This window comes from Nocardioides glacieisoli (genome assembly GCF_004137245.1).
Taxonomy (GTDB): Bacteria; Actinomycetota; Actinomycetes; order Propionibacteriales; family Nocardioidaceae; genus Nocardioides; species Nocardioides glacieisoli.
Genome location: NZ_SDWS01000001.1, coordinates 623462 through 644611 on the forward strand (window position 1 = coordinate 623462; position 21150 = coordinate 644611).

The 21150-nt window shown below is 70.8% G+C and carries 26 protein-coding genes; 14 read left to right on the forward strand and 12 right to left on the reverse strand.

Annotated features, from left to right (window positions below; genetic code table 11):
* Window positions 1-6: 6 nt before the first annotated feature.
* Window positions 7-1251 carry a phospholipase D-like domain-containing protein gene (locus EUA06_RS03100; RefSeq protein WP_242497931.1) on the reverse strand — a complete coding sequence of 415 codons (1245 nt, stop codon included), beginning with the start codon at window positions 1249-1251 and terminating at the stop codon, window positions 7-9.
* 63 nt (window positions 1252-1314) lie between these two features.
* Here EUA06_RS03100 and EUA06_RS03105 point away from each other — a divergent pair, with 63 nt between their 5' ends.
* Window positions 1315-1899, forward strand: coding sequence for a dihydrofolate reductase family protein (locus EUA06_RS03105; protein WP_129473516.1), 585 nt, complete (start codon window positions 1315-1317; stop codon window positions 1897-1899).
* Here the strand turns inward: EUA06_RS03105 and EUA06_RS03110 are convergent, their stop codons facing one another.
* Window positions 1900-2721 (reverse strand): aminoglycoside phosphotransferase, encoded by an 822-nt coding sequence (locus EUA06_RS03110; protein WP_129473517.1) that lies wholly within the window; start codon window positions 2719-2721, stop codon window positions 1900-1902.
* A gap of 19 nt (window positions 2722-2740) precedes the next feature.
* Window positions 2741-3544 (reverse strand): META domain-containing protein, encoded by an 804-nt coding sequence (locus EUA06_RS03115; RefSeq protein WP_129473518.1) that lies wholly within the window; start codon window positions 3542-3544, stop codon window positions 2741-2743.
* Between the two features lie 84 nt (window positions 3545-3628).
* Here EUA06_RS03115 and uvrB point away from each other — a divergent pair, with 84 nt between their 5' ends.
* Window positions 3629-5758 (forward strand): excinuclease ABC subunit UvrB, encoded by a 2130-nt coding sequence (uvrB, locus tag EUA06_RS03120; protein WP_129473519.1) that lies wholly within the window; start codon window positions 3629-3631, stop codon window positions 5756-5758.
* Here uvrB and EUA06_RS03125 read toward each other — a convergent pair whose 3' ends face one another.
* Entirely contained in the window at window positions 5759-6274 is a 516-nt protein-coding gene (locus tag EUA06_RS03125) for a DUF1707 SHOCT-like domain-containing protein (protein ID WP_129473520.1), read from the reverse strand.
* A gap of 78 nt (window positions 6275-6352) precedes the next feature.
* Between EUA06_RS03125 and EUA06_RS03130 the strand changes: the two genes are divergently transcribed.
* A complete protein-coding gene (locus EUA06_RS03130; protein WP_129473521.1) occupies window positions 6353-6916 on the forward strand; it encodes a hemerythrin domain-containing protein in 564 nt (187 codons plus the stop codon).
* 15 nt (window positions 6917-6931) lie between these two features.
* Entirely contained in the window at window positions 6932-7297 is a 366-nt protein-coding gene (locus EUA06_RS03135) for an MmcQ/YjbR family DNA-binding protein (protein ID WP_242497932.1), read from the forward strand.
* Window positions 7298-7301: 4 nt separating this feature from the next.
* On the opposite strand, the gene EUA06_RS03140 is transcribed toward EUA06_RS03135, so the two are convergent.
* The gene (locus EUA06_RS03140) at window positions 7302-7961 is read right to left on the reverse strand and encodes a potassium channel family protein (RefSeq protein ID WP_242497933.1); all 660 of its coding nucleotides are present in this window, start codon (window positions 7959-7961) and stop codon (window positions 7302-7304) included.
* Between the two features lie 64 nt (window positions 7962-8025).
* Here EUA06_RS03140 and EUA06_RS03145 point away from each other — a divergent pair, with 64 nt between their 5' ends.
* The 3 genes from EUA06_RS03145 to EUA06_RS03155 are packed head-to-tail and all read left to right on the forward strand — an operon-like array spanning window position 8026 to window position 10042.
* Window positions 8026-8520 (forward strand): hypothetical protein, encoded by a 495-nt coding sequence (locus EUA06_RS03145; RefSeq protein WP_129473522.1) that lies wholly within the window; start codon window positions 8026-8028, stop codon window positions 8518-8520.
* Window positions 8521-8524: 4 nt separating this feature from the next.
* The gene (locus EUA06_RS03150; RefSeq protein ID WP_129473523.1) at window positions 8525-9040 is read left to right on the forward strand and encodes a hypothetical protein; all 516 of its coding nucleotides are present in this window, start codon (window positions 8525-8527) and stop codon (window positions 9038-9040) included.
* Between the two features lie 30 nt (window positions 9041-9070).
* The gene (locus EUA06_RS03155; protein ID WP_129473524.1) at window positions 9071-10042 is read left to right on the forward strand and encodes an NAD(P)/FAD-dependent oxidoreductase; all 972 of its coding nucleotides are present in this window, start codon (window positions 9071-9073) and stop codon (window positions 10040-10042) included.
* A 7-nt stretch (window positions 10043-10049) separates the two neighbouring features.
* Here EUA06_RS03155 and EUA06_RS22290 read toward each other — a convergent pair whose 3' ends face one another.
* Window positions 10050-10199 (reverse strand): hypothetical protein, encoded by a 150-nt coding sequence (locus EUA06_RS22290; protein WP_165354235.1) that lies wholly within the window; start codon window positions 10197-10199, stop codon window positions 10050-10052.
* Window positions 10200-10265: 66 nt separating this feature from the next.
* Between EUA06_RS22290 and EUA06_RS03160 the strand changes: the two genes are divergently transcribed.
* From EUA06_RS03160 to EUA06_RS03170, 3 genes are read left to right on the forward strand one after another with little or no spacing between them, the layout of a single operon-like run.
* Entirely contained in the window at window positions 10266-11531 is a 1266-nt protein-coding gene (locus tag EUA06_RS03160) for a glycosyltransferase family 4 protein (RefSeq protein WP_242497934.1), read from the forward strand.
* Window positions 11518-12267 carry a class I SAM-dependent methyltransferase gene (locus EUA06_RS03165; RefSeq protein ID WP_129473525.1) on the forward strand — a complete coding sequence of 250 codons (750 nt, stop codon included), beginning with the start codon at window positions 11518-11520 and terminating at the stop codon, window positions 12265-12267. The genes EUA06_RS03160 and EUA06_RS03165 overlap by 14 nt, the downstream gene beginning before the upstream one ends.
* Window positions 12264-13358, forward strand: a complete 1095-nt coding sequence (locus EUA06_RS03170) for a glucosidase family protein (RefSeq protein WP_129473526.1) — start codon at window positions 12264-12266, stop codon at window positions 13356-13358. The genes EUA06_RS03165 and EUA06_RS03170 overlap by 4 nt, the downstream gene beginning before the upstream one ends.
* Here the strand turns inward: EUA06_RS03170 and EUA06_RS03175 are convergent.
* Window positions 13317-13964, reverse strand: coding sequence for a class I SAM-dependent methyltransferase (locus EUA06_RS03175; RefSeq protein ID WP_129473761.1), 648 nt, complete (start codon window positions 13962-13964; stop codon window positions 13317-13319). The two genes, EUA06_RS03170 and EUA06_RS03175, sit on opposite strands and share 42 nt — an antisense overlap.
* A gap of 36 nt (window positions 13965-14000) precedes the next feature.
* Between EUA06_RS03175 and EUA06_RS03180 the strand changes: the two genes are divergently transcribed.
* Window positions 14001-14273, forward strand: a complete 273-nt coding sequence (locus EUA06_RS03180) for a hypothetical protein (RefSeq protein ID WP_129473527.1) — start codon at window positions 14001-14003, stop codon at window positions 14271-14273.
* A 4-nt stretch (window positions 14274-14277) separates the two neighbouring features.
* Here EUA06_RS03180 and EUA06_RS03185 read toward each other — a convergent pair whose 3' ends face one another.
* A complete protein-coding gene (locus EUA06_RS03185) occupies window positions 14278-15561 on the reverse strand; it encodes an alpha/beta hydrolase (protein ID WP_207208171.1) in 1284 nt (427 codons plus the stop codon).
* A gap of 38 nt (window positions 15562-15599) precedes the next feature.
* On the opposite strand from EUA06_RS03185, the gene EUA06_RS03190 reads away from it, so the two are divergent.
* The gene (locus tag EUA06_RS03190) at window positions 15600-16490 is read left to right on the forward strand and encodes an aminoglycoside phosphotransferase family protein (protein ID WP_207208172.1); all 891 of its coding nucleotides are present in this window, start codon (window positions 15600-15602) and stop codon (window positions 16488-16490) included.
* Window positions 16491-16554: 64 nt separating this feature from the next.
* Here the strand turns inward: EUA06_RS03190 and EUA06_RS03195 are convergent, their stop codons facing one another.
* Together EUA06_RS03195 and EUA06_RS03200 are read right to left on the reverse strand one after the other, a co-directional pair.
* Window positions 16555-17028, reverse strand: a complete 474-nt coding sequence (locus tag EUA06_RS03195) for a nucleotidyltransferase domain-containing protein (RefSeq protein WP_207208173.1) — start codon at window positions 17026-17028, stop codon at window positions 16555-16557.
* A 133-nt stretch (window positions 17029-17161) separates the two neighbouring features.
* Window positions 17162-17905: a dienelactone hydrolase family protein gene (locus EUA06_RS03200; protein WP_242497935.1), complete on the reverse strand. Its 744-nt coding sequence runs from the start codon at window positions 17903-17905 to the stop codon at window positions 17162-17164.
* A gap of 139 nt (window positions 17906-18044) precedes the next feature.
* Between EUA06_RS03200 and EUA06_RS03205 the strand changes: the two genes are divergently transcribed.
* On the forward strand, window positions 18045-19004 hold the full coding sequence (locus tag EUA06_RS03205; RefSeq protein WP_129473531.1) for a zinc metalloprotease: 960 nt from the start codon (window positions 18045-18047) through the stop codon (window positions 19002-19004).
* Between the two features lie 84 nt (window positions 19005-19088).
* On the opposite strand, the gene EUA06_RS03210 is transcribed toward EUA06_RS03205, so the two are convergent.
* On the reverse strand, window positions 19089-19730 hold the full coding sequence (locus EUA06_RS03210) for a sulfotransferase family 2 domain-containing protein (RefSeq protein ID WP_129473532.1): 642 nt from the start codon (window positions 19728-19730) through the stop codon (window positions 19089-19091).
* A gap of 38 nt (window positions 19731-19768) precedes the next feature.
* Between EUA06_RS03210 and EUA06_RS03215 the strand changes: the two genes are divergently transcribed.
* Complete coding sequence (locus EUA06_RS03215) at window positions 19769-20428, forward strand: hypothetical protein (RefSeq protein ID WP_129473533.1); 660 nt, start codon at window positions 19769-19771, stop codon at window positions 20426-20428.
* Between the two features lie 22 nt (window positions 20429-20450).
* Here the strand turns inward: EUA06_RS03215 and EUA06_RS03220 are convergent, their stop codons facing one another.
* Complete coding sequence (locus EUA06_RS03220; RefSeq protein WP_129473534.1) at window positions 20451-21092, reverse strand: sulfotransferase family 2 domain-containing protein; 642 nt, start codon at window positions 21090-21092, stop codon at window positions 20451-20453.
* Between the last annotated feature and the right edge of the window lie 58 nt (window positions 21093-21150).

Sequence of the window (21150 nt, forward strand, 5' to 3'; positions counted from 1 at the left end):
CGAACCTCAGAGCAGCGGGCGCAGCGGAGCGAGGAAGCTCTCGGTGAACTTCCGGTTCAGGTCGCGGGCCTGCCACTCGTCGAAGGTCAGCTCGAGGCAGTTGGTCTCGTCGGTGCGGAAGACCTTCTCCATCACCGCCGCGAAGTCGGGGTCGATGACCTCGAGGTTGATCTCGTAGTTGCCCTGGAGGCTGAGCCGGTCGATGTTCGCCGTGCCGACGGTCGCCCAGTTGCCGTCGATGGTCGCGGTCTTGGCGTGCACCATCGCGTCCTTGAAGCGCAGGATCCGCACGCCCGCCGCGAGCAGCTGGCCGTAGTAGCCGCGCGAGATCCAGTCGGCCACGATGTGGTTGGACTTCAACGGCAGCAGGATGCGTACGTCGACCCCGCGACGCGCGGCGTCGGCCAGCGAGTCGACGAAGTCCTGGTCGGGCAGGAAGTAGGCCGTCGTCAGCCAGATGTTGCGGCTCGAGCGGTTGATGGCCTCGAGGTACATGCTGCGGATCGGGAAGTTCCACTGCCGCGGGATGTTGCGGTGGATCCGGATCTGCGGGTCCCAGTCGGACGCCGTCTCGAGCAGCAGCGGGCGCTCGCTGCGGGTGAGGCGCCGGCGACGGTTGAGGTTCCAGAAGTCGGCGAACGCGCGCTTGAGGTCCCAGACGCCCGGTCCGGTGATCCGCACGTGCGTGTCGCGCCACTCGGTGGCGTACGCCGAGCCGATGTTGTAGCCGCCGAGGAAGGCGACCTCCTCGTCGACGACCAGCAGCTTGCGGTGGTTGCGGCCGTAGCGGCGCAGGTCCCAGAAGCGGAGGCCGGCGTTCCAGATCGGGTAGCGCATCACCTTCATGGACGCCGGGAACCGCTTGAACGCCGGCGAGACGACGACGTTGGCGAACCCGTCGTAGATGCAGTGCACGTCGACACCGCGGGCGGCGGCCGCGGCCAGGGCCGACTTGAACTTCCAGCCGATCTCGTCGCCCTTCCAGATGTAGGTCTCGAAGAGGATCTGCTTCTTGGCGCCGTCGATCGCGGCCAGCATGTCGTCGTAGAGGTCGCGCCCGAAGGTGTAGGTCGTGATGAGTCCAGCGCCGACCGGAACCGTCTGGGGGCTCGTGACGGGGAACTCCTTGGGCTTCTTGCCGCGGCGGCGGTAGGAGTCGACGAGCGACAGTGCGATGGCGACCGCGAGCTGGAGGCCGAGCAGCGTGAGCAGGCTGCGCCGGACGGCGGTCAGCGTGCGAGCGACGGTCACGCGCTCAATCTAGCGACGAGGCCCAGCAGCGAGGTGACCCGACCGGTTTGGCAGGGTGGTGCCATGCGTCGTCTCGTCTACTTCGTGGCCGTCACGCTCGACGGGTTCATCGCCGGACCGGACGGGGGCGACCCCAGCGGGTCGGAGTTCCTGCCCGTCACGCCGGACCTCGTGGAGCACCTCGTCGCCTCGTGGCCCGAGACCCTTCCGGGGCCGGCCCGCGACGCGATGGGCATCAGCGGGCCCGGCTCTCGCTTCGACACGGTGGTCGAGGGTCGCGGGTCCTACGACCTCGGGCTGGCCGCGGGCCTCACCGACGCCTACCCGCACCTGCGCCACCTCGTCGTCTCCCGCTCGCTCGCGGGTCGCGATGACCTGCCGGTCGAGGTCGTCGACGGCGACCCGGTCGAGCGGGTGCGCGAGCTCAAGGCCGAGGAGGGGAGCGACATCTGGCTCGTCGGTGGCGGGACGCTCGCCCACGCGCTGCTGCCCGAGATCGACCGGCTCGTGCTCAAGGTGAACCCGTCGGTCATCGGGGACGGCGTACGCCTCTTCGCCGGTCCGTTCACCCACGCCCGCTTCGAGCACGTGGACCAGGTCGACCTGCTCGGCGGCGTCCGCGTCGTGACCCTCGACCGGGTCCGCTGATCAGGTGATGCCGAGGGCGGCGTAGCGCCCGACGTCGCACGGGATGTCGGAGAACACCCGGAAGAGCGCGGCGCGCAGCATCGCCTGCCGCTGTGTGCCCGTCCGCCACTCGTCGAGGACGCCGTCGTCCGCACCCAGCCACAGCACGGCGTCCAGCACGCAGATCGCCTCTGCCCACAGCGGCGAGCGCCAGCTGGGCGAGAAGTCGATCACGAACGGCACGCCGGTCGCGTCCAGGAGGACGTTGCCGGACAGGTCGGCGTGCACGAGCTGCTCGCGGCCGAGGTCGCCGTGGTCGAGGGTGCCGGCGTCGAGGCCGGCCACCAGCTCGCCCACCAGGTCGGCCAGGCCCGGCTCGGGGCGGTCGGCTGCGGCTCGCAGCGCCAGCTCCGGGTCGTACGCCGCCCGCTCCGCGTCCGCCCACTGGCCGGTCCGGTCGTCGAGGCCGGCGGGCCGCTCCGGCACGGCGCTCGCCAGCCGGGCATGGAGGAGGTGCGCCGTGGCCCGGAGAGTCGCCAGGTCGCGGCACGGCGTCGTACCGCCCTCGAAGCGGGTCGCCGCCCACCCGTCGACGCCCAGACTGCCGTCACGCGCGGGGACGGGCAGCGCCAGGCGCACGGACCGGGGCACCTCCTCGTCGAGCCGCACGGCGAGCCGGGCCTGGATCGGCGCGAGCCACGCCCCGGACTCGTCGTGGCCGGGTTTCAGCACGAGGTCGCCCGCCCGCCAGCTCGTGCCCTGTCCGCCCGCGAGCGGCTCGAGCACGCCCTCGGCGGCGAACAGGTCGAGGACGTGGTCCGGCGGCTGGGTCGGATGGGGCACCTCGCGAGCGTAGGACGTATCAGCGGCGGTAGACGGCCTGTGCCGGCGAGTTGGCGTGGGCATGGCGCAGGACCAGCTCGGCCCCGGCCCCACTGCCACGGAGCTCGAGCACGGGCTCGGACAGCGCGTTGCCGATCACCATCTCCTGGGGCATCAACCGGTCGGGGCACTCGCCGCTCCACTCGGCCTCGGTGATCGCCGGTACCCCGCGCCACTCCTGCCAGCGACCGCGCAGGACCCGGCAACCGGTGCTGGCGTCCACGCGGCCTCTGTCGCCGAGCTGGACGAAGGGTCGCTGCCCGGGCTCCCACGCGGGGCGGCGCTCGGCGCCCGACTCGTCGGTCCACGACACGAGCCGCCACCGGTGCTCCACGACGTCGGCGCGCGGCCACGGTCCCTCGAGCCGGAGCCCGAGCTCGACGTCCTCGCCGGTCATGGTGAGGAGGTCTCCGTCGCGCGCGACGGTGTCGACCTCGTTCAGTGCGGAGAGGTACGCCGACTCCAGCGCACCGAGCGCCTCGTCGACGCAGCCCGCAAGGGTCTGCTCGATCCCCGGTCCGGACACGCCGAACGAGGCACCGTCGAGGTCGTAGTCGGCGCCGTAGTCGTTGCACGGCCCCTTCCCGCCCAGGCCGTCGTCGTCGAAGGTCAGCGAGACGTGGGCGCCGGGTGTCACCACGAGCGGCCCGTCGGCCGTCGACCCGGAGACGAGCACCCAGGTGCCCTCGAGGTCGACGTCCGGCTCTCCGCCGACCGCTGAGCACCCACCGGCCGCCAGGCCGAGCGTGACCGCGGCCGCGGCAAGCGTTCGTCGTACCCCCATGTCGGGAGTGTGGACGACCCGGGTCACGACGGGGTCACGAACGGCGCACGACCCGCTGTCGGTGGCGGGTCGTAGGCTCGACGCATGCGTCCAGTCACCGATCTCCAGCGCCGGGTGGCCCCCTTCAAGGTGGAGTCCGACTACTCACCGTCCGGCGACCAGCCGGCCGCGATCGCGGAGATCGTCGAGCGGATCAACGGCGGTGTGCAGGACGTCGTGCTGCTCGGCGCGACCGGCACCGGCAAGACCGCGACGGTGGCGTGGGTGGCCGAGCAGGTGCAGCGCCCCGTGCTGGTGCTGCAGCCCAACAAGACGCTCGCCGCCCAGTTCGCCAACGAGCTGCGCCAGCTCTTCCCGAGCAATGCGGTGGAGTACTTCGTCTCCTACTACGACTACTACCAGCCCGAGGCCTACGTCCCCCAGACCGACACCTACATCGAGAAGGACTCCTCGATCAACGAGGAGGTCGAGCGGCTGCGCCACAGCGCGACCAACAGCCTGCTCACCCGCCGCGACACGATCGTGGTCTCGACGGTGTCCTGCATCTACGGCCTCGGCACCCCGCAGGAGTACGTCGACCGGATGCTGCGGCTCAAGGTCGGCGAGGAGCACGACCGCGACTCCGTGCTGCGCCGGCTCGTCGAGATCCAGTACACCCGCAACGACATGTCGTTCACCCGCGGAACCTTCCGGGTCCGCGGCGACACCCTCGAGATCTTCCCGGTCTACGAGGAGCTCGCCGTGCGGGTCGAGTTCTTCGGCGACGAGATCGAGCGGCTGATGACGCTCCACCCGATCAGCGGCGAGGTCATCTCGGAGGACACCGAGCTCCATGTCTTCCCCGCCACCCACTACGTCGCCGGCCCCGAGCGGATGGAGAAGGCGATCACGGGCATCGAGCTCGAGCTCGCCGACCAGCTCGCCACCTTCGAGAAGCAGGGCAAGCTGCTCGAGGCCCAGCGGCTGCGGATGCGCACGACCTACGACGTCGAGATGATGCGCCAGGTCGGCTCGTGCTCCGGCATCGAGAACTACTCGATGCACATGGACGGTCGCAAGCCGGGCAGTGCGCCCAACACCCTGCTCGACTACTTCCCCGAGGACTTCGTGCTGGTCGTCGACGAGTCCCACGTGGCGGTGCCGCAGATCGGCGGGATGTACGAGGGCGACATGTCGCGCAAGCGCAACCTCGTCGACCACGGCTTCAGGCTGCCGAGCGCGATGGACAACCGGCCGCTGCGGTGGGAGGAGTTCCTCGACCGGATCGGGCAGACGATCTACCTCTCGGCGACGCCCGGCAACTACGAGCTCGACAAGGTCGGCGGCATCGACGGCACCGTCCAGCAGATCATCCGCCCGACCGGCCTGATCGACCCCGAGGTCGTGGTGAAGCCGACGAAGGGCCAGATCGACGACCTGATCCACGAGATCCGCACCCGCGCCGACAAGAACGAGCGCGTGCTGGTCACCACCCTCACCAAGAAGATGTCGGAGGACCTCACCGACTACCTCCTCGACGCCGGCATCCGCACCCGCTACCTCCACTCCGAGGTCGACACGCTGCGGCGCATCGAGCTGTTGCGCGAGCTCCGGATGGGGGAGTACGACGTCCTCGTCGGCATCAACCTCCTCCGCGAGGGCCTCGACCTGCCGGAGGTGTCGCTGGTCGCGATCCTCGACGCCGACAAGGAGGGCTTCCTGCGCTCCGACAAGTCGCTCATCCAGACGATCGGCCGCGCGGCGCGCAACGTGTCGGGCCAGGTCCACATGTACGCCGACAAGATCACGCCGTCGATGGAGATGGCGATCGGCGAGACCAACCGTCGCCGGGCCATCCAGGTCGCCTACAACACCGAGCGGGGGATCGACCCCCAGCCGCTGCGCAAGAAGATCGCCGACATCACCGAGATGCTCGCCCGCGAGGACGAGAACACCGAGGAGTTGCTGCGCACCTGGGCCGACGTCGGTCAGAAGGGTCGCGCCGGGGGCGTGAAGGCCGGCAAGTCCCCGACGCCCGCCCTGTCGCGGATCCATCACGACCAGCCCGACACCGCCGGCATCCCGTCCGCCGACCTCGCCGAGCTCATCCAGGGCCTCACCGACCAGATGAAGCAGGCTGCCGCCGACCTCCAGTTCGAGGTCGCCGCCCGCCTCCGCGACGAGATCAGTGACCTCAAGAAGGAATTGAGGCAGATGATGGAAGCCACCAAGTAGCTAGAGACCGTCCTCGCGCCGCTTGAGCTCCTTGCGCTCCTTCTTCTCGATCCGCTTCACGTGCTCCTCGATGATGTCGCGCTTGTTCACCTGGATCCGCACGAGGTTCATGAAGGCGAAGCCCATCGGGAAGAGCGGCCACGGGAACCCGCCGAACATCGTCACTGCCCAGATCGTCCACAGCAGCACCGAGAGCCCGACCAGGCCGGTGAGCGCCTCGCGGCGGTCGCTCGCCCACTTCCGCACGGCCTGCTCGTGCAGCGAGGCGGGGCTCGACTGGGGCTCCCGGGCGACCGGGAGGTCGTCGACGAGCGGGAGCAGCTCGCCGAGGGTCCGGCTGGTCATCGCGGCCTCCGCGCGCTCGTCGTACTCGCCGCGGGTGAGGCGTCCCTCGGCGAAGGCATCCGCCAGCACGGTCTCGATGACGGCGCGGTCGCGGTCCGACGCGCGCATCGTCGTGTTCGCGGGGATGCGCGGGTCGTGGTCGAACTGGCTCCACACCTCGATGCCTGGCACCGCACCATCGTAGGCACGACCCACCCATCGGGATGGATGAGGAGTGTCACGGTGATCGGCAGTCGCTAGCGTCGGAGCATGAGCACTCCCATCGACCTGGGTCGCCCGATCTCCGGCGACGTCATCGACCTGATCCTCGAGGACCACCGCCGCTTCGAGTCCCTGATGCGCCAGCTCCGCGACAGCTCCTCGGACCGCGACGCGGTGCGCAAGGCCCTCGCTGCGCTGCACGTGGCACACGCGGAGGCGGAGGAGAAGCACGTCTACCCCAAGCTCCGGCGCAAGGACGCGATCACCGAGCACGAGGCCGAGCACGGCGAGGAGGAGCACGCCGAGGGACACGAGGCGATGCTCAAGGTGCTCGAGCTCAAGGGCACCGACACCCAGGCGTTCGACGACGCCGTCGAGGAGCTGGCCACAGCCCTCAACCACCACCTCACCGAGGAGGAGCTCACCATCCTCAACCCGGCCCGCGAGGAGGTCGGCGAGCAGGTCCGTGCCGAGCTCGGGGTGGCGTTCGCGACCGAGCGCAACAAGCAGCTTGACGACGACTGCGGCGCCATCGACAACGTACGCCGGATCGTGGAGGCTGCCGAGAAGAAGGGTCTCCTCGACGAGGACGACGAGGAGTCCGAGGACTGACCCGAGGGGGACCGCGTGGACGTCGCGCAGATGCACGAGGTGTGCGCGGCGTTCGCTGGTGCCTGGCCGGACAACCCGTGGGACCACGAGCACCCGGTCTTCAAGGTCGGGCCGGGGGAGCGCGGCAAGATCTTCGCGTTCCTCGGCGCTGAGACCATCGGCGTGAAGGCCGGCGCTACCCGCGAGGTGGCCGACGAGTGGCTGCACCGCTACCCCGACGACGCGAGCGTGATGGCCTACATCGGCCGCTCCGGCTGGAACGACCTGGCCCTCGCTGGCGCGATCCCCGACGACGAGCTGGTCGAGGCCGTCGAGGAGTCCTACCGTCTGGTGGTCTCCCGGTTGCCGATGAAGGACCGTCCCGAGGGCTGGGAGGGCTGAGTCGTCAGCGGCGGTGTCGCATCATCGTCAGCCCGACCATGCGCGAGACGACCATCGCGACGTAGAAGACGCCGACCATCATCTCCACCATCAGCAGCGCCCGGGCCTGCTCGCCCACGGCGACGATGTCGGACAGCCCGACGCTCGTGAGCGTGGAGAACGACAGGTAGAGCAGCTCGAACCACGACCGGTCGAAGCCGTCGGCGTTGACGTAGGAGTCGGGCCACACCACCTGCACCGCGGCGTAGAGGTAGGCGAAGCCCCACGCGACCACGGTGAACGCGGCGCCGGTGGCGTAGTACTCGTCGGTGGTGACCTCGTCGTCGTGGAAGAGGTAGCGCAGCATCGCGTAGGAGACGTAGAAGTAGAACGGCGCGTGCAGCAGGCCGGACACCAGGACGATGGAGTCGGTCTCGTAGAAGATCGCCTCGAGCAGGGTGAAGACGATCGTCGGTGCACCGAGGAAGAACACGACGCGGCTGACGTTCGGCGTCCGCCGGACGGCGAGCACCGCGGACCCCACCGCGAGCATCCCGATGACGCCGATCACCGCACCGCCGACCCGCGACCCGCCCAGGAAGGGGTACGCCAGCACCTGCACGAGCTGGGCGATCAGCAGCATCGCCGACGGGTGCGCGGTGATGTTCCGCATCGGTGAGGTCACGACAACGCAGTCTAGGGAGCAGGATCAGCGGCGCCACGGCACTCCGCTCCGCTAGGTTCGCGTCGTGGGAGGACGAGGGGGCAGGTGGCTGGCGGGAGCTCTCGCGCTCGTGCTCGTCGGCCTGCTGGTCGGGATCGGACTGGTCGTCTCCGGGCGAGGGTCGACCGACCAAGAGCTGACCGACGCGCAGCAGGAGGTGGCTCGCGCCGCCCGCACCGAGGCGTTGGCCTTCCTGACCGTCGACCACACCGACATGGAGCCGCTGATCGAGGCCGTGCTGGCCGGCGCCACCGGTGAGTTCAAGGAACAGTACGACTCGCAGCGCGAGAAGCTGACCAGGGAGGCGATCCGCACCGAGGCGACCTCGACCGCGGAGGTCGTGGCCCTCGGCGTCGGCGACCTCGACGACGACTCGGCGGTCGTCCTGCTCGCGGCCAACAGCACGGTCGCCAACAAGAAGACGGACAGCGAGGGGCAGGTGCGCTACTACCGCCTCCGGCTCGACCTGGTCCGCGAGGGCGGCCGGTGGCTCACCAGCGACGTGCGGTTCGTGAGGTGACGGCGTGACAGCGCAGCGGGTGGCTGGCGTCCTGGCCGTGCTGGTGGTCGTCGCGGCGGCCGTCCTCGGTTGGCTGGTCCTGGGCGCCGGCGGGACCGACGGGCTCACCACCAGCGCCGAGTCGTCGGACGCGACCGTCGCGTCGGCAGACACCAAGGCCACCGTGCTCGACGTGGCGTCGGACGCGACCACGCGGGCCTACAGCTACTCGTGGGAGACCCTCGGCGAGGACCGCGCCGCGGCCCGGGCGCTGATGACCCGGGACATGCAGCGGCGCTACGACCGCACGATGGCGGGGGTCGGCACGTCGAGCCAGACCGACCGCACCGTCGTCTCGGCCGAGGTGGTCGAGTCGGCCCTGGTGACGACCACGTCGTCGTACGCCCGGGTGCTGCTGTTCGTGAACCAGACCACCGAGGGCGACACTCTCGAGGAGCCCCTGCTCGACCTCGACCGGGTGCTGGTCACCCTCGTGCGCGACGACGGCGAGTGGCGGCTCGACGAGCTCGATGCCTTGTAACCACCTCTGCCCAGACGGAAGGATCGCGGCGTGGACGACGTGACGACGGACCTGCTCATCATCGGAGCGGGCCCGACCGGGCTCTACTCCGCCTACTACGCCGGCTTCCGCGGGATGAGCGTGGCGGTGGTGGACTCGCTCCCGGAGCTCGGCGGCCAGATCACCGCGATGTACCCCGAGAAGGCGATCCTCGACGTCGCCGGCTTCCCCAGCATCAAGGGTCGTGACCTCGTCGAGGGTCTCGTCGAGCAGGCCGCCACGGCCCATCCGACGTACCTCCTCGACCGCACCGCCACGACGCTCGAGCACGGTGACGACTCCGTCCTGGTCACGCTCGACGACGGCACGCGGGTGACCGCCGGTGCCGTCCTGATCACGTCGGGCATCGGGAAGTTCAGCCCGCGGCCGCTGCCGGCCGGCGACGGCTGGGTCGGTCGCGGAATGGAGTTCTTCGTGCCGAGCTTCGCCCCCTATGCCGGCAAGGACGTGGTCATCGTCGGGGGAGGGGACAGCGCCTTCGACTGGGCGCAGCACCTCGAGCCGGTCGCCGCGTCGGTGATGCTGGTGCACCGTCGCGACGCGTTCCGCGCCCACGAGCGCACGGTCGCCGCGGTGAGGGACTCGAGCGTCGAGATCGTCACCAACGCGCAGGTGACCGAGCTGCGGGGCGACCCCCACCTCGAGGAGGTGGAGATCAGCGTGGACGGCCAGGAGCCGCGCGTGGTCAAGGCGCAGGCGCTCGTCGCGGCGCTCGGCTTCATCGCCGACCTCGGCGCGATCCAGCAGTGGGGCCTGGTCACCTCGAAGCGGCACGTGGTCGTCGACTCGGCGATGCGCACCAACCTCCCGCGCGTCTTCGCGGCCGGCGACATCACCGACTACCCCGGCAAGGTGCGACTGATCGCGGTCGGCTTCGGCGAGGCCGCGACCGCGGTCAACAACGCCGCCGTGACGATCGACCCGTCGGCCCACGTCTTCCCGGGGCACTCCAGCGAGGCGTAGGCGTCCGTCAGGTGTTGTAGCGCAGCAGGGTGATCGCCGCGAACAGCAGCGCGATGAACACCACGACTCCCAGCACCGCGAGCAACGGAGTCACCTTGGGCCGCGGCCCCGGCGCGTTGAGGGGCTGGTTGATGGTCGGGCGGTCGCGGTCGTCCATGCCAGCGCCCGTACCCGTGGACCGTCGGTCCATGCGGCGCCCGGGGCCTACCGACGGGTAGGCATAATGTCCCTCGTGCGCATCGCCCTGCTGTCCTACCGGAGCAAGCCGCACTGCGGTGGCCAGGGCGTGTACGTCCGCCACCTCAGTCGTGAGCTCGTACGCCTCGGCCACGAGGTCGAGGTGTTCTCCGGCCAGCCCTACCCCGAGCTCGACGAGGGTGTGGTGCTGACGAAGGTGCCGAGCCTCGACCTCTACCGCGAGCCCGACCCGTTCCGGGTGCCGCACCTGCGCGAGTTCCGCGACCGGATCGACGTCGAGGAGTTCCTGACCATGTGCACGGCCGGGTTCCCCGAGCCGAAGACCTTCGGCTCGCGCATCGCGCGGCTGATGAAGGACCGCGCCGGTGACTTCGACATCGCGCACGACAACCAGGTGCTGGCCCCCGGGGTGATGGAGCTCGAGGAGCTCGGCCTGCCGGTCATCGCCACGATCCACCACCCGATCACCATGGACCGCCAGATCGACCTCCAGACCGCGCCCACCTGGCGCAAGCGGCTGTCGCTGCGGCGGTGGTACGGCTTCCTCAGGATGCAGACCAAGGTCGCCAAGCGGCTGCGCAAGGTGCTCACCCCGTCCGACTCCTCGCGGCGCGACATCGCGCGCGACTTCGGGGTCGACCCCGCCCGGATGCAGACGATCCTGCTCGGCGTCGACGACGTCTTCGTGCCGCCGACCGCCCCGCGCGTGCCCGGCCGGATCCTCGCGATGGCGAGCGCCGACGCCCCGATGAAGGGCATTGCCACCCTGCTCGAGGCCTTCGCCAAGCTGAGCGTCGAGCGCGACGTCTCGCTCGTCCTCGTCACCCGGCCCGAGCCCGGCGGTCGCACCGAGCGGCTCATCGACGACCTCGGGATCGTCGACAAGGTGAGCTTCGTGAGTGGTGTCAGCGACCAGGAGCTCGTCGAGGTGATGGGCTCCGCCGAGCTCGCCTGCGTGCCCTCGCTCTACGAGGGCTTCTCGCTGCCCACCGCCGAGCTGATGGCCTGCGCCACCCCGCTCGTGGTGTCGCGGGCGGGCGCCATCCCCGAGGTCGTCGGGGAGGACGGCGTCTGCGCCGACCTGGTGACCCCGGGCGACGTCGGCGAGCTGACGTCGGCGATCGCCGCGCTGCTCGACGACCCCGAGCGGCGTACGACGATGGGCGCGGCGGGACGGGCGCGCGTCGAGGAGCTCTTCAGCTGGCGGGCCGTGGCCGAGGCCACCGCTGCCGCCTACGAGGCGACGATTGCCGACTTCCACAGCGAGGAGCAGCGCCGTGCTGACCGTTGACTTCGACCGGCTCGGGCTGCGCCCGGGCGACCGTGTGCTCGACATGGGCTGCGGCGCCGGCCGGCACGCGTTCGAGATGTACAAGCGCGGTGCCGACGTCATCGCCTTCGACCAGGACGCCGACGAGCTCGCGACCGTGCGGGAGTGGTTCGCCGCGATGCGTGAGGCCGGCGAGGTGCCCGAGGGGGCCGAGGCCGACGTCAAGGAGGGCGACGCGCTCGCGCTGCCCTTCGCTGACGGCGAGTTCGACCGCATCGTCGCGGCCGAGGTGCTAGAGCACATCCACGCCGACGTCGAGGCGATCAAGGAGCTCGTCCGGGTGCTGCGTCCGGGCGGCACGCTCGCGATCTCGGTGCCGCGCTGGCTGCCGGAGATCGTCAACTGGAAGCTCTCCGACGACTACCACAACGCCGAGGGCGGCCACATCCGGATCTACACCACCGAGGAGCTCGTCGACAAGGTCACCAAGTCGGGTCGCCCCAACGACGGCACCCCCGGTGACGCGATGGTCTTCACCGGCAAGGACCACGCCCACGGCCTCCACGCGCCCTACTGGTGGATCAAGTGCGCGGTCGGCGTCACCAACGACGACCACCCGCTCGCCCGGGCGTACCACAAGCTACTGGTCTGGGAGATCATGAAGAACCCGCGCTCGCTGCGTGCGGCGGGCAAGGTGCTCGACCCGCTCATCGGGAAGAGCATGGTGCTCTACTTCCGGAAGCCCGGGCCTGCATGACGCTCAGCCGCGCGCAGGTCGAGCAGACCGCTGCATCGATCGAGGCGGTGCAGGAGCCGTCGGGAGCGATCCCGTGGTCGGTCGGCGAGCACACCGACGTCTGGAACCACCTCGAGTCGGCGATGGGACTGATGGTCGGCGGCCGCCGCGAGGCAGCGGGGCGCGCCTTCGCGTGGGCGCGCGCGACCCAGCGGGCCGACGGCTCCTGGCCGATGAAGATCGTCGCCGGAGAGATCGAGGACCACTCCGGCGAGTCCAACATGTCGGCGTACGTCGCCGTCGCCACGTGGCACCACTGGCTGGTCGCGCGTGACGAGGACTTCGTCCGCCTCATGTGGCCGACCGTGCGCCGCGCGCTCGACTGGGTCGTGTCGCTGCAGCTGCCGTTCGGCGGCGTCGCGTGGTCGCAGGAGTGGCACGACGGGGCGCCCGCCGCAGTCAACGCCGACGCGCTGCTCGCTGGCTCGTCGAGCATCCACCACTCGCTGCGCGCCGGCGTCGCGCTGGCCGAGCTGGTGGGGGAGCCGCAGGTCGAGTGGGAGCTCGCCGGTGGCCGGTTGGGTCACGCGCTGCGCGAGCACCGCGACCTCTTCCTGGACAAGTCGACCTTCTCGATGGACTGGTACTACCCGGTCCTCGGGGGCGCCGTCCGCGGCGACGCGGCCCGCGCGCTGCTCGACGAGCGGTGGGACACCTTCGTCGTGCCCGGCCTCGGCATCCGGTGCGTCTCGACGAACCCGTGGGTGACCGGCGCCGAGACCTGCGAGCTGGTGCTGGCGCTCGAGGCGATCGGCGACCGCGACCGTGCAGCGCGGCTGCTCGCGGACATGCAGCACCTGCGCACCGCCGAGGGTTCCTACTGGACCGGCTACGTCTGGCCCGACGACGTCAACTGGCCCGGAGAGCAGACGACCTACACCGCCGCCGCGGTCATCCTCGCCGTGGACGCGCTGACCGACGGGACCGCCGGCGCGGACATCATGCGCGGCACGACGTTCGCGCCCGACTTCGCCGAGATCGGGCTGGAGTGCGGCTGTCGCTCGGTCGACTCAGGGGAGTCGGTCGCCGGCCCCGCCCGTCGTACGGCGTAGCACCCGCATCGACCCGACCACGTCCACCTCGCTGAACGCGCCGCTCGCGAGTGCCGGGAGGTAGATGTCCTCGTACGGCGGTCGCCCGCCGTCCGCCGGGTCCGGGAAGACGTCGTGGACGAGCAGCACGCCGCCCGGCATGACCCACCGCGGCCAGGTGCGGAAGTCGGCGCGCGCGGGCTCGACGCCGTGCCCGCCGTCGATGAACAGCAGCGACAGCGGCGTACGCCACCATCCGCCCACGGTCTCGGACCGGCCGACGACGGCGACGACCTGCTCCTCGAGCCCGGCGGCGCGGATCGTGCGGCGGAAGGTGGGCAGGGTGTCCATCACGCCGAGCTCGTGGTCGACGAGGGAGTCGTCGTGGTGCTCCCAGCCTGCCTGGTTCTCCTCGGAGCCGCGGTGGTGGTCGACGGTGAACACGGTCCCGCCGACCTCGCGCGCGGCCGCGCCGAGCCAGATCGCCGACTTGCCGCAGTAGGTGCCGACCTCGAGCGCCGGGCCGTGGGGAAGGCGCTCGCGCGCCCAGCGGTGGAGCAACGCGCCCTCGTCCTCGGGCATGAAGCCCTTCGCCGCACGGGCGTGCTCGAGCAGGTCGTCCGGCATCACGGGCGCGAGCCTAGGGGTGGAACACTCGCCCGCATGAACATGGGTGGACCCGCCGACCACTGGTACACCGACCTCTTCTCGTGGAAGCGTCCGGCGTTCGGCGAGCCCGTGGACTCCCTGGTGAGGGACATCCGCACGTTCGGCGGTGACCACCTGCTCCGCGACGACCAACCTCTGGGCCGGCGCCTGTCGGGCGCGTGGGGCAGCGCGGACGGTCCGGAGCTGCGTCGGCTCGCGGCCGAGCTCGCGCCCGTCCGTGACGACCTGCGCGCCCAGGCGGAGGCCGGCGGGTGGGAGATCGGGTGACGGGTCAGCCCGCGTCCGACATCTCCTCGGGCTCGACGCCGCTGTCGGCCTCGAGCCCGTGACGCCACGTGTTCCAGTGCCAGGTGAGGTAGCGATCGACGGCGCGGACCGTGTGGCCGCTGCGGATCGAGTGGAAGACGTCGAAGGCGTGCTGGGTGCCGGGCAGCTCGGCGAGGACCACGGACTTCTTCGACGTACGTCGCAGCTCCGCGGCGAACAGCCGAGCCTGGTCGACCGCGACGAGCGTGTCGAGCTCGCCGTGAATGACGAAGAAGTCCGGGGCGTCGGCCGTGATGCGCAGGATCGGCGACGCCGCCTCGTAGACGTCGGGCGCGTCCTGCCAGGTGGTCTGCATGACGCGTGGACCGAGGAAGGCGTCGCGCATCCCGATCGCGTTGGTCAGCCCGGTCGAACCGGCGAAGTCGTAGATGCCGTAGAACGGCACGGCCGCCTGGACGCTGGTGTCGGCGTCCTCGAAGCCGGGCTGGAACTCGGGATCACCCGGGGTGAGGGCGGCCAGTGCGGTGAGGTGCCCACCGGCGGAACCACCGGTGATCGCGAGGTAGTCGGGGTCGCCGCCGAGCTCGGCGATGTTGGCCTTGATCCACGCGATGGCGCGCTTCACGTCGACGATGTGCGCGGGCCAGGGGTCGCGCGGCGAGAGCCGGTAGTTGATCGCGACGCACACCCAGCCCTTGGCGGCCATCTGGTTCATCAGCGGGCGTCCCTGGTGCTCCTTGTCGCCGACGGTCCACGCGCCGCCGTGCACCTGGAGCAGGACCGGCGCGTCCTTGATCGCGTCCTCGCCGGCGGGGAGGTAGATGTCGAGCGCCCCACGTCGGCCAGCGTCGCTGTAGGCCACGTTGCGGATCACCCGGACGCCCTCGTCGGCGAAGTCGAAGGGCCGCGCCAGGCGTCGCCACGGCGTCGCGAGGTCGGCGGGGTCCGGCACCTGGTCGAGCTGCTCGACGTAGTCCACGCCGAGTCCCTCGACGAGCGCCTCCTCGAGCTCGTCGGCCACCTTCCGGCTCTGCTGCACCATCCTGGCCAGGCCGAGGGCGCTGGCGCCCGCCAGCGCGAGCCCGGCCTTCGCGCGGACGCCCGCGCGTCGTCCGCGCGTCACGTGGGTGGCGACGTCGAGCGCGGTCAGCGCGAGCACCTGGGGCGCGGTCTCGCTGACGAGCATGCCGGCGAAGAACGCTGGAAGTCCGGCCCGTCGTCCCCGGGGCGGTCGCACGGCGTTGGCGACGAGAGCGGCGAGGACTGTCTGTCGGCGCAGAAAACTCACCTGACCCATGCTACTGACCGGTACTACTGTCGCTGCCGATGACCAGGATGCATGCAGACGAGATCACCGTCGACGACGAGACCGTACGCCGCCTGCTCGCCGACCAGCTGCCGCAGTGGGGGTCCCTGCCGCTCGTCCGGCTGCCTCCGGCGGGCACGGACAACCAGCTGTTCCGCCTCGGCGACGACCTGCTCGTGCGGATGCCGCGGGTCCCCGGACCTGCCGAGACGGTGGCCTTCGAGCACACCTGGCTGCCGCGCCTGGCCGAGCACCTGCCGTTGCCCATCCCGGCACCCGTGGCGCTGGGGGAACCGGGCCACGGCTACCCGTGGCAGTGGACGGTCGTGCCGTGGATCGAGGGCGAGACGCCCACGCCGGAGACCTTCGACCCCGAGGAGTGGGCGGTGTCGCTGGCGTCCTTCGTGCGCGCCTGCCGCGCCGTCCCGGGGATGGACGGGCCCGTGAAGACCCACGGGCGCGGGTCGCCGCTGGCCGCCCACGACGACTGGGTGCGCGAGTGGGCCCCTCGGGCCGACCCGGCGCTGGTGTCGTACGACGCCGTGATGGCCCTCTGGGAGGACGCGCTGGCCGCACCGGCGTACGACGGCGAGCCGCGCTGGTTCCACGGCGACCTCCACGAGGGCAACCTGCTCGTGCGCGGCGGCCGGCTGGCCGCGGTGATCGACTGGGGCGCCGCCGGCCGCGGTGACCCGGCGATCGAGCTCAACGCGATGTGGGGCTACCTGCCCGCGTCCGTCGCCGACCTCTACCGCTCCGAGATCGACCTCGACGAGGCGGCGTACCGCCGTGCCCGTGGCTTTGCCCTCGCCCCCTCGATCAGCGCGCTGACCTACTACCGCGACACGGCGCCGTGGATCGCGGAGGGCTCGCTCGACACGCTCCGCCGGCTGCTCGCCTCGATGGACTGACGCATGGACATCTCCTACCCGTCTGTCGGCCTGGTCGAGCACGGCCCGTTGTTACCGACGAGGCTCAGTGACTGGATAGACCGGCCAGCAGCGCGAGGTCGTGGAGGTCCTGCGGTCGCGACTCGTAGCCCTGGTGCACCCGGACCTTCCACTCGGCTGACACGCATCTCACCGCGCGGCCGCCGAGCGTCGCCGTCGTCAGGTGCTCCCTCGGATAGCCGTACGTCTCACCGTCGAGGCCGGCCTGCACCCCGTCGCCCGCCTCGTCGAAGCGCACCGGGTGCAGGTCGATCCAGCCAGCGAGGGATGTCAGCTCGACGCGGACCGGCCACCAGTCCGTCTCGGTGACGTACCCCAGGCCCGTGCACGTCGCCATCGTCGCCTCCCAGTCCTCGACGTCGATGGCGAGGTCGAGGTCGCGGTGCTCGCGGGTCTGCTCGCCGACGAGCGCGGCCACGCCCCATCCCCCGAGCACCCACCAACGCACCCCAGCACCGTCGAGGGCGTCGAGCACGCGGACGACCTCGCTTAGCTGCACGGAATCGACGCTAGCGTCCCGGGTTCGTCTCATCGTGGAAGGTCCGAGTCAACCACCGGCACAGATCTTCCACGATCGACCGGGTCTCGTGACGCGACTTCGTCGCTCCTCGACCAGCCGGGCCTGACGGCGGCTAGGCCGAGAGCCGCGCGCCGAAGAACTCCAGCACGGCGTCGACGGCCCGCTGGGAGCGGTGCTCGGTCACCGTCGAGTGGCCGCGGCCCTCGAGCTCGATGCGGATGAAGGCGTCGCCGAGCTCGGTGGTCAGCGTCTCGAAGCGCTTCCCGACGGCCGGGTCCTTGAGGTAGCGCACGCCGAGCACCTGCTGGCCGGCGGCGCACCGGCCCCTGACGACGTCGAGGTCGGCGGCGGAGAGGTTCAGGTCGCGCGACCGGCCGGGCGACACCGCGAAGGGGGCGCTCGGCTGGCACAGCACCGGCGCGACGACCGAGTCGTCGACCATCATCGCGAGCGCGAAGCCACCCGTGAAGCACATGCCCAGCGCACCCACGCCCGGCCCGCCGAGCTCCTCGTGCAGCTCGCGCGCCAGCGAGCGCAGCCAGCCGGCGACAGGTGTGGTCTCGCCCGTGCGGAGCTTGGTGAACTCGCGGCTGACGCACACCTGGCGCATCGCCCGCGCGGTGGAACCGGCCGTCATCGATGCGCCGTCCGTGCCGAACAGGCTCGGCATCACGACGGTGTAGCCCGCGTCGACGAGCTCCTGGCCGAAGCCCGCGACCGACGGCGTGATGCCCGGGATCTCGTGGACGACGACCACCCCCGGACCGCTGCCCTTGCGCCACACGGGGTGGGTGGTCGGCTTCCCGCCGACGTCGGCCGTGTGCTCGGATCGGGTCCAGGTCTGGAGTGGGTCCACCACGGAAATCTTGCAGTCGCGGCCGCACAGGGGAAGGGCTTGTCCGTCATGGAGCCGTAACAGCGAGGGTCTATCCCTTTTACCTACCGAGCGGTTAGGTTGCCCCGGTCCCCCTCGCTCACAGAACAGGTGAACTCGGATGCCTCACTCCCGCGCTCTGCGCTCCCTCGTCGTCGCCGGCTCGCTCGCGCTGGCCGGCACGACCCTCTCCGCCACGGCTGCGGTGCCCGCCACCGCGCTCGGCCTGTCACCCCAGGCCGCCGCCTGCGTCGACGACCACTCCGACCACGCGGCCAACGCGCGCGTCCGCAAGGGCTCCAAGCAGGCCGAGCCGAAGCCGTTCAAGGGCACCGGCGACGAGTACAAGAAGCTCGACGACACCGCACTCCTCCCGGCGGGGTCGGTCAACATCCCGACCTACTTCCACGTCGTGCTCCCGGTCAGCGAGCAGAACAACGGCTCGACGCGCGAGGACAAGCTGACCACGATGGTCAACGCCCAGGTCGCGGTGCTGAACGACGCCTTCGGCGCCGGACCCAAGACGCAGGGATCGACGGCCAGCCCGTTCACGTTCTCCCTGGCGGACATCGACTTCGAGTACAACGACGCCTGGTACGGCGTGGTCCCCGGTCCGGTCGAGTCGGAGATGAAGGCGGCCACTCGCGTGGGTGGCAAGAACACCCTCAACATCTGGACCGCCAACATCGGTGACGACCTCCTCGGCTGGGCGACGTTCCCGACGAAGCGGCTCAGCCCCAACGACGGCGTCGTGCTCCTCGACGAGTCGATGCCCGGCGGCAACACCGGCATCTACTCCGAGGGCGACACCGGCACCCACGAGGTCGGCCACTGGCTCGCGCTCTACCACACGTTCCAGGGCGGCTGTAACGGCAAGGGCGACCAGGTCGCCGACACGCCGGCCGAGGCCGGTCCGCAGTTCAACTGCCCCGCCGACTCGACTGACTCGTGCCCGAAGTCGCCCGGCACCGACCCGATCCACAACTTCATGGACTACACGCAGGACTCCTGCATGTACCAGTTCACCACCGGCCAGGTCGCCCGCATGAGCGACGCCTGGGTGCAGTACCGCGCGAGCTGAACCAGCCACCCCAGCGACACCGGACACCGGGTCAGGCAGCCGCCTGGCCCGGTGTTCGCACGTCCAGGGTGATCGAGGGCGGAGCTAGAACGTGTAGCCGAACGCCTCGAGGTCGGCGGCGTACACCTCACCCACCCGGTCGCGGGCTGCGGGGGAGTAGTAGTCGCGATAGTCCATGCCGCCGTGGGGCGACTTGTTGCGGTGGGGCACCCGGGTCGGCTCGGCGCCGAGGCGCCGCTCCACCTCCTGCAGGTCCTCGGCGAAGCTCTCGGTCCGGCCGACGAAGTCGACCTCGCGGTCCGGCGCCCGCAGGTAGTCCACCTGCGGGCGGCCCACTCGGGGCAGCTCCTCGGTGCCCCGCAGCACGAACTCCTCGAAGCCGGAGTACGCCGCCGCCGCGCGCCACATGTCGTTGCCCTGCATCTTCTCGCCAGGGGGCCGACCGCTCGACGGTCCCCACTCACGGTCCCAGTCCTCGATCATCGACCACCACGACACCATCCGCGCCCACGGGTTGCGCACGAACGCGAACGACCAGTAGTCGGCCACCTCCGGCTCCGCGCGGAGGATCCGCTCGTACGGCGCGTGCCGGCCGAGCGGCGGCTTCACGCCCGGCGTCTTGCTGCGCGCGTCGGGGCAGCAGCGCTCGAAGGTGACACCGACCGACACCCCACCGGTCTTGGGCACGTGCACGAAGAGCGCGCGCCGGGCGTCGGAGATCAGCACGGCGCGAGGCTAGCCCACGCGGGTGGGATGATCGCCGGGTGATGACGTTCCTCGGTCTCGGGCCCGGCAGGGACTTCGTGCTCCTGGCCCTGCCGAAGACGGCGAGCACCGCGCTGGAGCGGACGCTGACGCCGTACGCCACCGAGGTCGTCGGCTCGCCGCCGGCGCAGAAGCACCTCCCGGCACGTGGTTTCGTGCACACGCGGATGGAGCAGCTCGCCGCCGACGGCCACCCGCGCGAGTCCTACGAGCTGGTCACGATGTTCCGCGAGCCGGTCGAGTGGCTGGAGTCGTGGTGGCGCTACCGCGCCCGCGAGCACGCCCGGCTCTCGACGGCGGGCATGGGCTTCGAGGAGTTCGCGCTGAGCTATCTCTCCGGAGACGACGGGGCGCCGATCCCCGCGGGGTCGCCGGCGAAGTTCGTCCGCGCGGAGGGCTCGGTCGCGGTCGACCGGATCTTCAGCGTCGACCGCCCCGACGTGTGGTCGGCGTGGTTCGGTGAGCGCGTCGGTGGGCCGCTCGAGTTCGACCGGCGCAACGTCTCCTCGACCGAGCGCGGCGAGCTCAGCGACGCGACGCGGGCGCGGCTGGAGGCGTGGTTCGCCCCGGAGTACGACGTCTGGCACCGGCTCGCCGACACGGGCGAGTGGTCGGGCGCGCGCGGGACGAGGCTGGCGAAGCGCCCACGGGCCCAGTGATCCGCAGAGATCGGACGAGGGCTCAGTAGGTGTAGCCGAAGAGGTCGATGTCCTCGGCGTAGACCTCGGCGACCCGCTGGCGCGTCTCGTCGGTGTAGTAGTCGTGGTAGGTGCCGTGCTTGGACTTGTTCTTGTGCGGCGGGGTGCTCGGCTCGAGGCCGAGCTGCACCTGCACGCGCTGGAGGTCGGCGACGAAGTTCTCCGTGCGGCCGATGAAGTCGACCTCGCGGTTGAACTTCGGGGCGCGCAGGTAGCTGATCTGCGGCGTGCCGACGCGGGGGAGCTCCTCGGTGCCGCGCATCACGAACTCATCGAAGCCGGAGTACGCCGCGGCCGCGCGCCACATCTCGTTGCCGTCTCGCATCGAGCCGTGCTTGACGTCCTGCGGCTTGCCGCTGGCGGGGCCGTGGCGCCGGTCCCAGGCCGAGATCATCGAGTACCACGACACCATCCGGGCCCACGGGTTCCGCACGAACCCGAAGGTCCAGTAGTCGACGACCTGCGGCTCGTTGCGCAGGATCTTGCCGAGCGTGGCGTGGCGGCCGATCTTCTTGCTCGCCTTCCGGGCGTCCGGGCAGGCCTCCTTGACCGTGTCCTCGACCGACACGCCACCGGTCTTGGGGACGTGGACGAAGAGGACCTTCTGGGCGTCGGAGATGAGCACGCGCCGAGGCTATCCCAGCCCCGGGGTCGCTCCTGGACCGCCGCCCCTGACACGATCG

Coding starts and splice junctions, on each gene's coding strand:
- EUA06_RS03105 (WP_129473516.1), top strand. CDS start 1,315: ATGCGTCGTCTCGTCTACTTCGTGGCCGTCACGCTCGACGGGTTCATC.
- EUA06_RS03115 (WP_129473518.1), bottom strand. CDS start 3,544: ATGGGGGTACGACGAACGCTTGCCGCGGCCGCGGTCACGCTCGGCCTG.
- uvrB (WP_129473519.1), top strand. CDS start 3,629: ATGCGTCCAGTCACCGATCTCCAGCGCCGGGTGGCCCCCTTCAAGGTG.
- EUA06_RS03130 (WP_129473521.1), top strand. CDS start 6,353: ATGAGCACTCCCATCGACCTGGGTCGCCCGATCTCCGGCGACGTCATC.
- EUA06_RS22290 (WP_165354235.1), bottom strand. CDS start 10,199: ATGGACGACCGCGACCGCCCGACCATCAACCAGCCCCTCAACGCGCCG.
- EUA06_RS03160 (WP_242497934.1), top strand. CDS start 10,266: ATGTCCCTCGTGCGCATCGCCCTGCTGTCCTACCGGAGCAAGCCGCAC.
- EUA06_RS03170 (WP_129473526.1), top strand. CDS start 12,264: ATGACGCTCAGCCGCGCGCAGGTCGAGCAGACCGCTGCATCGATCGAG.
- EUA06_RS03175 (WP_129473761.1), bottom strand. CDS start 13,964: ATGCCGGACGACCTGCTCGAGCACGCCCGTGCGGCGAAGGGCTTCATG.
- EUA06_RS03180 (WP_129473527.1), top strand. CDS start 14,001: ATGAACATGGGTGGACCCGCCGACCACTGGTACACCGACCTCTTCTCG.
- EUA06_RS03190 (WP_207208172.1), top strand. CDS start 15,600: ATGACCAGGATGCATGCAGACGAGATCACCGTCGACGACGAGACCGTA.
- EUA06_RS03205 (WP_129473531.1), top strand. CDS start 18,045: ATGCCTCACTCCCGCGCTCTGCGCTCCCTCGTCGTCGCCGGCTCGCTC.